At 46.0% G+C, this 8259-nt stretch carries 8 protein-coding genes; 3 read left to right on the top strand and 5 right to left on the bottom strand.

Translation table 11 applies throughout. From position 1 onward, the window contains the following. Positions 1–263: 263 nt before the first annotated feature. Positions 264–743, top strand: a complete 480-nt coding sequence (locus tag BCT11_RS03495) for a Dps family protein (RefSeq protein WP_005388254.1) — start codon at positions 264–266, stop codon at positions 741–743. 108 nt (positions 744–851) lie between these two features. On the opposite strand, the gene BCT11_RS03500 is transcribed toward BCT11_RS03495, so the two are convergent. Next, entirely contained in the window at positions 852–1466 is a 615-nt protein-coding gene (locus BCT11_RS03500) for an HAD family hydrolase (protein WP_005388252.1), read from the bottom strand. Positions 1467–1590: 124 nt separating this feature from the next. On the opposite strand from BCT11_RS03500, the gene BCT11_RS03505 reads away from it, so the two are divergent. Continuing rightward, positions 1591–2607 carry a S66 peptidase family protein gene (locus BCT11_RS03505; protein ID WP_102387140.1) on the top strand — a complete coding sequence of 339 codons (1017 nt, stop codon included), beginning with the start codon at positions 1591–1593 and terminating at the stop codon, positions 2605–2607. A 7-nt stretch (positions 2608–2614) separates the two neighbouring features. Here BCT11_RS03505 and BCT11_RS03510 read toward each other — a convergent pair whose 3' ends face one another. The 4 genes from BCT11_RS03510 to BCT11_RS28090 form a co-directional block, all read right to left on the bottom strand. Further along, positions 2615–3691: a PQQ-dependent sugar dehydrogenase gene (locus BCT11_RS03510; protein WP_102387141.1), complete on the bottom strand. Its 1077-nt coding sequence runs from the start codon at positions 3689–3691 to the stop codon at positions 2615–2617. A 149-nt stretch (positions 3692–3840) separates the two neighbouring features. Further along, positions 3841–4989: an L-threonine dehydrogenase gene (gene yiaY / locus BCT11_RS03515; protein ID WP_045479330.1), complete on the bottom strand. Its 1149-nt coding sequence runs from the start codon at positions 4987–4989 to the stop codon at positions 3841–3843. A 334-nt stretch (positions 4990–5323) separates the two neighbouring features. Next, complete coding sequence (elbB, locus tag BCT11_RS03520) at positions 5324–5974, bottom strand: isoprenoid biosynthesis glyoxalase ElbB (RefSeq protein WP_005442612.1); 651 nt, start codon at positions 5972–5974, stop codon at positions 5324–5326. A gap of 12 nt (positions 5975–5986) precedes the next feature. Beyond that, positions 5987–6133, bottom strand: coding sequence for a hypothetical protein (locus BCT11_RS28090; protein ID WP_198593907.1), 147 nt, complete (start codon positions 6131–6133; stop codon positions 5987–5989). Between the two features lie 129 nt (positions 6134–6262). Here BCT11_RS28090 and yddG point away from each other — a divergent pair, with 129 nt between their 5' ends. Beyond that, complete coding sequence (gene yddG, locus BCT11_RS03525) at positions 6263–7165, top strand: aromatic amino acid DMT transporter YddG (RefSeq protein ID WP_102387156.1); 903 nt, start codon at positions 6263–6265, stop codon at positions 7163–7165. Positions 7166–8259 lie beyond the last annotated feature (1094 nt).

Below are 8259 nucleotides of genomic sequence, written 5' to 3' on the forward strand. Positions count from 1 at the left end.
GCGGACCATATAATTAGCCCCAATCCTTTTTACACAAAAAGGGTTGGGGCTTTTTGTTGGATGATACGCCGATATTCGTCTACTTGCTCATTGGATTTAGCTATTTAAATCATAGCTAAAACCAAATTTTCTTCACCGAGTCGGAGTCGTAATATGACTCTATCGGCAGCAAATACTGCAAAAGAATTTTTAAACTTTATACCAATCTCGGTAAGAGAATCGTTCGTTACTACGATTGGTATCATCCTTCTAGGAGCAAGATTATGAACAAACAAGTAAGCCTAATTGGTCTAGACAGCGAACAATCAGCACAACTAGCTCAACAGTTAAATCAACTGCTAGCGCATTACCAAGTGTTGTACATGAACTCTCGCGGTTACCACTGGAACATCAAAGGTGCGCAATTCTTCGAACTGCACGTAAAATTTGAAGAGATTTACACTGATCTACAAACAAAAATCGATGAGCTTGCAGAGCGTATTCTAACTTTGGGTCATACGCCAGCGCACGCATTCAGCAACTACTTGGAAGCAAGTGAAATTAAAGAACATCAAAACGCGACTTCTGGTGAGGAGTGTGTACAAGGTCTGGTTCAAGGCTTTAGCGTTCTACTTCTAAAACAGCGTGAGATTCTACAAAACGCGGGTGAAGCAGATGACGAAGGTACAGCGGCATTGATGGGTGACTACATCCGTGAGCAAGAAAAATTAATGTGGATGCTTAACGCTTACCTACAAGGCTAAGCAGCGCATCACCCAAGCAATCCTTGGGAACGCATGAAACAATCGGGAATAAGTCATAAGGGGCACGTTGGTGCCCCTTTTTTTGTGTGCATGTTTTATGTGTGTGCTTTATTTGCGTGGTAAGGATTCGAAACGGCTCAATAAATCACTGAGTTCATTAAGCGCCAGCGAGGCTGAGTCATTGAAAGTTTCTTGATTACCATGATGCACAAGACAAGACGGCATCTGAGCGTTATACGCTGCCTGTAAGTCGTAAAGGTAATCGCCGACATAAAGCACTTCATCAGGCATCAAACGCCACTCTTTCGCTAACACCTGCAAAGACAAAGGGTCTGGCTTGGGCGGGAAGCATTCACGAGTGATGACTCGCTCCACAGAGATTTGGTTGTGCTCTAGTTTGCGCTGCGTGGCGATTTGGCAGTTGCGCGTCACGATAGCGGTTTTGATTTCATTTTGATGCAAGTGGGCGAGTAATTCATGGCAGCCAATCATTGGAGCAGACTGCTCAGCATCAGAAATCTCGTAATCAAATATCACGTTATGAGCGTGCTCTCGATGATGAGGGTGCTCAAGTGCGTCGACAAAATCCAATAGATCTTCACTCTGCGGACAACCTAGCTGTTGTCGTAATTCGCCGAAGTTCATATCAGAACTCACCAAGGTGTTGTCTAAATCAAACACCACGGCTTTAATTTTATCGAGCTGTAAAGGGAATGGAATCATAATGACCTCGTACAACTTAACCGAACTATCGTTTTAAAAAACAAAAGGTTATTGTTAAGTTTAGATTCTTCTGCTTAGATTGTACGAAAATAAATCAACCATGTATCACAAAACAAGGACGCGCATGATCATTCCTAAACCATTACAAAAAGGCGACACCATCGGCTTTTTCTCGCCATCCTCCCCAGCCACGGTATTTGCACCAGCGCGTTTTGAGCGTGCCAAAGCGTACGTGGAATCACATGGTTACCAGCTAAAAGCAGGCTGCTTAACGGGTAAAACTGATCAATATCGCTCGGGTTCGATTCAAGAGCGAGTAGAAGAATTGAATGCGCTGATTCGTGATCCCGAAGTGCGCTGTATTATGTCGACCATTGGCGGTTACAACAGTAACTCTTTGCTACCTTACATCGACTACGAAGCGCTGAAGAAGGATCCCAAGATCATTGTTGGCTATTCGGATGTGACGGCCCTGCTCATGGGTATTTACGCACAAACTGGCATCGTTACTTTCTATGGTCCTGCTTTGGTGGCGTCACTAGGTGAATTTCCGCCATTGGTGGACGAAACATTCGTTTCGTTCGAATCGATAGTGAATACATTAGTCGGCTTGGAGCATCAATACACAACGCCTCAAGGGTGGACAGATGAATGGATAGAGTGGGGCGAACAAGACCGCGCAAAGCAAACCTTGCAAAACCAGTGGCACTTCAAAGGTGAAGGCAAGATCACAGGGCGTTTGATTGGCGGCAACCTCAATACCATGACGGGCATCTGGGCAAGTGAGTTTATGCCGAGTATCGAACAAGGCGATATTTTGCTGGTGGAAGATTGTTTGCAGGGCATTGAAATGGTCGAACGCTCTTTTGCGCTGCTCAAGCTTTCTGGCGTGTTTGATAAAGTTGGTGCGATTGTGCTCGGCAAGCATGAAAAGTTCAACGATAAAGGCACAGGACGAGCACCTATAGACGTGTTGCTAGAAATGCTTAACGGTCAACCACTACCGATTTTGTATGACTTTGATAGCTGCCATACTCACCCAATGCTTACCGTTCCATTGGGCTCGACCATGACGCTCAATTTTGACAATGAAACGGTGGCAGTAAGTTTAAAGAGCGAGCTTTGTCTGACTAGCTCTTAAGAGAAAGCTATTTCTCCTCAAGACGAAAGATTTTGCCGCTGTCGGTAGAAAAGTAGATATAACCATCGGGGCTGATGGTTATATCTCTTACTCGCTCACCAAGATTCTCCATCAATCTTTTTGATTCGGTGAGCTTGCCATTCTCAATAGAAACCACGTTGATGTGCGCCAGTTTCAATGCACCGGCGAGGATTTTTCCGTCCAACTCAGGGTACTTATCGCCACGGTACAAAATCATGTTACTTGGTGCGATAGAAGGGATGTATACCAGCTTGGGATCTTCCATTCCCGGTAACGACTGAGCTTCCCCGACGTCCAACGGCCCCCAATACTCTTTACCATGAGAGACTTTTGCCCAGCCGTAGTTCGCGCCTTTCTTGATTAGATTAATTTCATCGCCACCGCGTGGCCCATGTTCGATCGACCACAGCTGTTTTGTCGTTTCGTCGTAAAACATGCCTTGTGGGTTGCGGTGCCCGTAACTCCATATCTCAGGGCGAGCTTCGGAAGGTTTGAAAGGGTTGTCTTGCGGAACCGAACCATCAAGGTTGAGTCGAAGAATACTGCCAGCATGGGTTTGAGTGTCTTGCCCATTATCACGTTCGCCACGGTCACCGATTGAGAAGTAAACTTTGTCGTCAATAAATGAAAGTCGACTGCCGTAGTGGCGACCTGTGTCGGTGATGGCATCAGCAACAAAGAGATCTTTCCAACCTACAAGCTGATTGTTTTGCAATTGCGCCGTCGCTAACGCCACCGTATTGCCTTTACTCGTGCGCTTGCTGTAGGTAAAGAAGAGTTGCGGGTTTTGCGTATCGGCATTCGGTGCGAGCGCGACATCCAATAAGCCAGCTTGCCCACTGGTGTTCACATCGGGGACGTTAAACAGCTTTTGAGGTTTGCCTGTGGTGATATCCAGCAACGAAACCGTACCGTTCTTTTCATTGACGATAACGCGATGGTTATCTAAGAACTCGATCCCCCAAGGGATCTGAAATCCATTCGCCACTTCGTTGGCGCGGTATTCGGCAGCGTTGGCAGAAAAGGATAAACAAGCGAGTAGGGCTGCAGCAATCGTTCTCATGGTTCCTTCCATATGAATCGTATTAATGCTTAAAAGCTAACACTAAAAGAGAACGTTTTGCAGAGCATGGATTGTATAAGAATGTAAAAAAATCCCCGATACGAGATCGGGGATTGAATTAAGGCTAGAGAATTGTTTATGTAGCGAGATTACATCGCTTCTTCGAAGATCTTAGAGATTTCTTCGTGAGTTGCTTGTTTAGGGTTAGTGAAACCACAAGCGTCTTTAAGTGCGTTATCTGCTAGTGTTGGGATGTCTTCTAGTTTCGCACCAAGCTCTTTAATACCTGCTGGGATACCCACATCTTTCGCTAGAGTAACGATAGCGTCGATTGCTGCCGCTGCACCTGCTTCAGCAGGCATGCCTTCTACGTTTACACCCATTGCTTTTGCTACATCACGTAGACGCTCAGGACATACTTGCGCGTTGTAACGCTGTACGTGAGGTAGAAGAATCGCGTTACAAACACCGTGTGGAAGGTCGTAGAAACCACCTAGCTGGTGTGCCATTGCGTGTACGTAACCTAGAGACGCGTTGTTGAACGCCATACCCGCCATGAACTGTGCGTATGCCATTTGTTCACGAGCTTCTAGATCTTCACCGTTTTTCACGGCTGTGCGTAGGTAAGCTTGGATAAGCTCAATCGCTTTGATTGCTACCGCATCAGTGATTGGTGTTGCCGCGATAGATACGTAAGCTTCAATCGCGTGAGTTAGCGCATCCATACCTGTTGCCGCAGTTAGCGAAGCAGGTTTAGCTAGCATTAGCTCTGGATCGTTTACAGAGATAAGCGGTGTTGTGTGCTTATCAACGATAGCCATCTTGATGTGACGCTCTTCGTCAGTGATGATGCAGAAACGCGTCATTTCAGATGCAGTACCCGCAGTCGTGTTGATTGCGATAAGTGGCATCATTGGTTTTGCAGATTGGTCTACGCCTTCGTAATCTGCGATTTTGCCGCCGTTAGAGGCAACAAGTGCGATACCTTTCGCACAGTCGTGTGGTGAACCACCGCCTAGAGAGATAACGAAATCACATTCGTTATCAGTAAGAAGTGCCAAGCCGTCGTTAACGTTGCTGATAGTAGGGTTTGGTTGAGTGCCATCGAACACAACAGTTGCTACATCGCGTTCTGTTAGTAGATCTTGAACCTGCTTTACTACACCGATTTGGTTAAGAATCTTATCCGTAACAATCAAACCTTTTTTAAAGCCTTGAGATTGGATGCTGTCTGCTGCGTCTTTCAGACAACCAGCGCCCATTAGGTTTACGGTAGGGATAAAAAATGCACTTGTCATATTGGATTGCTCCGTCGTTATTTTTAATAATCTTTCTTAATCTGTCATTTACTCTTGCATACCCCGTTCTTGATTTAGATTGATCTAGAACAAGTTTAACCCCTTAGGGGTATCTTGAGGGCTGAAAGTGTGATGATAGTCTTGTTGCACAGTGAGGTGGTGCAACACCTACTTAACGTAGCTGAAATATCTCATTTATCACGCAAACGATTGGCAAAAATAACAAGATTCGTACGGTTTATCTCTCAATTCGACTAAAGTATAAAAAATCCCCATTAATATGTAGTCTATCAATGGGGATTCGTATGGTGTGTTTTAAGCAAACGTTTTCGATTTAGGCGATTTTAACTAACTTATCTACTAGTTTTTCAATGCCTGACGCGGCTTGGGAGATATTCTCCGCTAACATATAAGCTGGTGTTGAAAGCACGTTGTGTTTTTCATCGAAATGGATTTCATCCACCTGACAATTGACGTGCTCCCCCCCCATATGACCGAATGCTGCTGCAGTGGCTTCATCGTTACCAATGGTGCCTTTCACACCTTGATCGTAAATCATCGGGATAATAGTTGGTGCGATGCATAAATACCCTGCAGGTTTGCCCGCTTGAGCGAATGCACGACACGCTTGGGCGACGTGAGTATTAATCGAACACTCTGCGCCTGAGACGGCGAAGTCGGTTAAGTTTTTCGCGGCACCAAATCCACCGGGAAGCAGTAGGGCATCGTATTCATCAACGTTAAGTTTGGCGACATCGTCAATGTTACCGCGAGCGATACGAGCTGATTCGATCAAGACGTTGCGTGTTTCATCCATTTCGTCACCAGTTAGGTGATTGATGACGTGGAGTTGGTCAATGTTAGGTGCAAAGCAGTGCCAAGTTGCACCTGCTTTCTCGATGGCGTAGAGCGCCAATACTGCTTCGTGGATCTCAGAACCGTCGTAAACGCCTGAACCACTTAAAATGACTGCGACTTTTTTCATGATTGGATTCCTTTACTCTGAGCGTTCCTTAGATTGTTCTTCACTATCTAGACCATGCGTTTCCAAATGTGTTTCAACGTTTTCACTTTCGTCGTCTTCCTCATAGTAGCGCACAACAAACGGTGTCAGCATGACACTCGAAGGCAGAAAATGTTTCATATCGACTCCAACCGCTTAATAGAGTGGTTTTTATACCGATTTTGGAAAAAGAGTACGTTGAAGCGGATCATTTTTGAGTTAAGCTGCAGTTTCCTTTAGCATTCATGAGCAGTAGGTCACATAGATAATATGCAATCCTATCAGTTTCGTTTCACCCTTTATGGTTGTATCGCCATTCTCTCTTGGAGCTGTTTGCTAGGCATCGCAAGATTGGTGACAGAAAGTCTAGGGCCCGTGGGCGGATCAGCCATGCTGTATTCTCTGAGCTCCATTTTTCTGTTGATTGTGGTTGGCATTCCAAAACTGTCGTATTTCTCACCCAAGTATTTGGTTCTCGGTGGGGCGATGTTCGTCTGCTACGAGATCTTCCTCGCGTTGGCATTGGGCTATTCCAATTCTCGCTCTCAGGCGATTGAAGTTTCGATCGTCAATTATCTCTGGCCGGCACTAACGGTTTTGTTTGCGGTATTGGGCAGTAACAAAAAGCCGAACTGGCTACTGTACCCGGCAGTTATGTTGGCATTTATTGGTGTCGCTTGGACGGTCAGTGGTGATAACGGTTTATCGCCAACGCAGTTATTGGCGAACATCAGCAGCAATCCGATTGTTTACTTCATGGCATTTGCAGGCGCAGTCATCTGGGCTGTGTATTGCAATCTGACTCAAAGACAACAATCGAAGCACAACGCGATTACTTTGTTCTTTATCGCGACAGCCATCTCTTTGTGGATCAAATACGCCTTTACTGATGAGCCGCCAATGGCATTCAGTTGGGAAGCGATGGGGTACTTAGTGGCTTCTGCAGCTTTAATGGCTGGTGGTTATGGGTTGTGGAATATCGCGATTGTTGGCGGCAATATGGTGTTTCTCGCAACCTTGTCTTACTTTACGCCGATTTTCTCTGCTCTGTTTTCTTCGATTATTCTGGGTGTCACTCTAAGCCACAGCTTCTGGCAAGGAGTCGTAATGGTAACGGTTGGTTCGTTGATGTGTTGGCTGGTCACTAAAGAGAAGCGCAAAGCGGCTGGATAAGTTTTCTGTAGGAGAGGGCAAGTTTACAAGCCACAGTTCAATGTACCAACCCCTCCTAACCTCCCCTTGTATTTGGCATTTAAGCTCTCAACACCCCGAGCCAAAGGGGAGGGACTGGTCTCGCATCCAAGATCAATCCATCGCTCATCGTTAGCATTCGCAGGGTCAGTAGAGGAGTGGCGATCTTAAGTTAGCAAAGAATAGCTCTCCCCCTTTATCGCTACATTCAAATGCGAAGCAATTTCAGTCAATAAAAGGGAGAGCTGGTGGGGGCAAGTTCACAAGCCACAGTTCAATGTACCAACCCCTCCTAACCTCCCCTTGTATTTGGCGTCTAAGCTCTCAACACTCCGAGTCAAAGGGGAGGGACTCGTCCTACATCTGAGGTTAGTCCATTGCGCACTATTAGTATTCGCAGGGTCAGTAGAGGAGTGGCGAGCTTAAGTTAGCAAAGAATAGCTCTCCTCCATGAACGCCGCGTCCAAACACGAAGCAATTTCAGTCAATAAAAGGGAGAGCTGGTGGGGGCAAGTTCACAAGCCACAGTTCAATGTACCAACCCCTCCTAACCTCCCCTTGTATTTGGCATCTAAGCTCTCAACACCCCGAGTCAAAGGGGAGGGACTCGTCCTACATCTGAGGTTAGTCTATTGCGCACCATGAGCATTCGCGGGAGCAGTAGAGGAGTGGCGATCTTAAGTTAGCAAAGAATAACTCTCCTCCTTTATCGCTGTATTCAAATGCGAAGCAACTCAAGTCGATAAAGGGGGAGTTGCAAGTTCACAAGCAACAGTTCAATGTACCAACCCCTCCTAACCTGCCCTTGTATTTGGCATCTAAGCTCTCAACACCCCGAGTCAAAGGGGAGGGACTGGTTCTACATCCGAGGTTAGTCCATTGTGTACTATTAGCATTCGCAGGGTCAGTAGAGGAGTGGCGATCTTAAGTTAGCAAAGAATAGCCCTCCCCCTTAATCGCCGTATTCAAATGCGAAGCAACTCAAGTCGATAAAGGGGGAGTTGGAGGGGGTTGTAAGTGCATCAATCGAAGAAATAAAAAAGCTCCCAAGATTGGGCAATGTAGATCAGATAAGG

The organism is Vibrio sp. 10N.222.52.B12 (assembly GCF_002875385.1).
GTDB lineage: Bacteria > Pseudomonadota > Gammaproteobacteria > Enterobacterales > Vibrionaceae > Vibrio > Vibrio jasicida.

What these genes read in the sequence shown, in the direction of transcription:
- BCT11_RS28090 (WP_198593907.1), bottom strand. Translation starts at nt 6,133, where the DNA reads ATGAAACATTTTCTGCCTTCGAGTGTCATGCTGACACCGTTTGTTGTG.
- elbB (WP_005442612.1), bottom strand. Translation starts at nt 5,974, where the DNA reads ATGAAAAAAGTCGCAGTCATTTTAAGTGGTTCAGGCGTTTACGACGGT.
- yddG (WP_102387156.1), top strand. Translation starts at nt 6,263, where the DNA reads ATGCAATCCTATCAGTTTCGTTTCACCCTTTATGGTTGTATCGCCATT.
- yiaY (WP_045479330.1), bottom strand. Translation starts at nt 4,989, where the DNA reads ATGACAAGTGCATTTTTTATCCCTACCGTAAACCTAATGGGCGCTGGT.
- BCT11_RS03495 (WP_005388254.1), top strand. Translation starts at nt 264, where the DNA reads ATGAACAAACAAGTAAGCCTAATTGGTCTAGACAGCGAACAATCAGCA.
- BCT11_RS03505 (WP_102387140.1), top strand. Translation starts at nt 1,591, where the DNA reads ATGATCATTCCTAAACCATTACAAAAAGGCGACACCATCGGCTTTTTC.
- BCT11_RS03500 (WP_005388252.1), bottom strand. Translation starts at nt 1,466, where the DNA reads ATGATTCCATTCCCTTTACAGCTCGATAAAATTAAAGCCGTGGTGTTT.
- BCT11_RS03510 (WP_102387141.1), bottom strand. Translation starts at nt 3,691, where the DNA reads ATGAGAACGATTGCTGCAGCCCTACTCGCTTGTTTATCCTTTTCTGCC.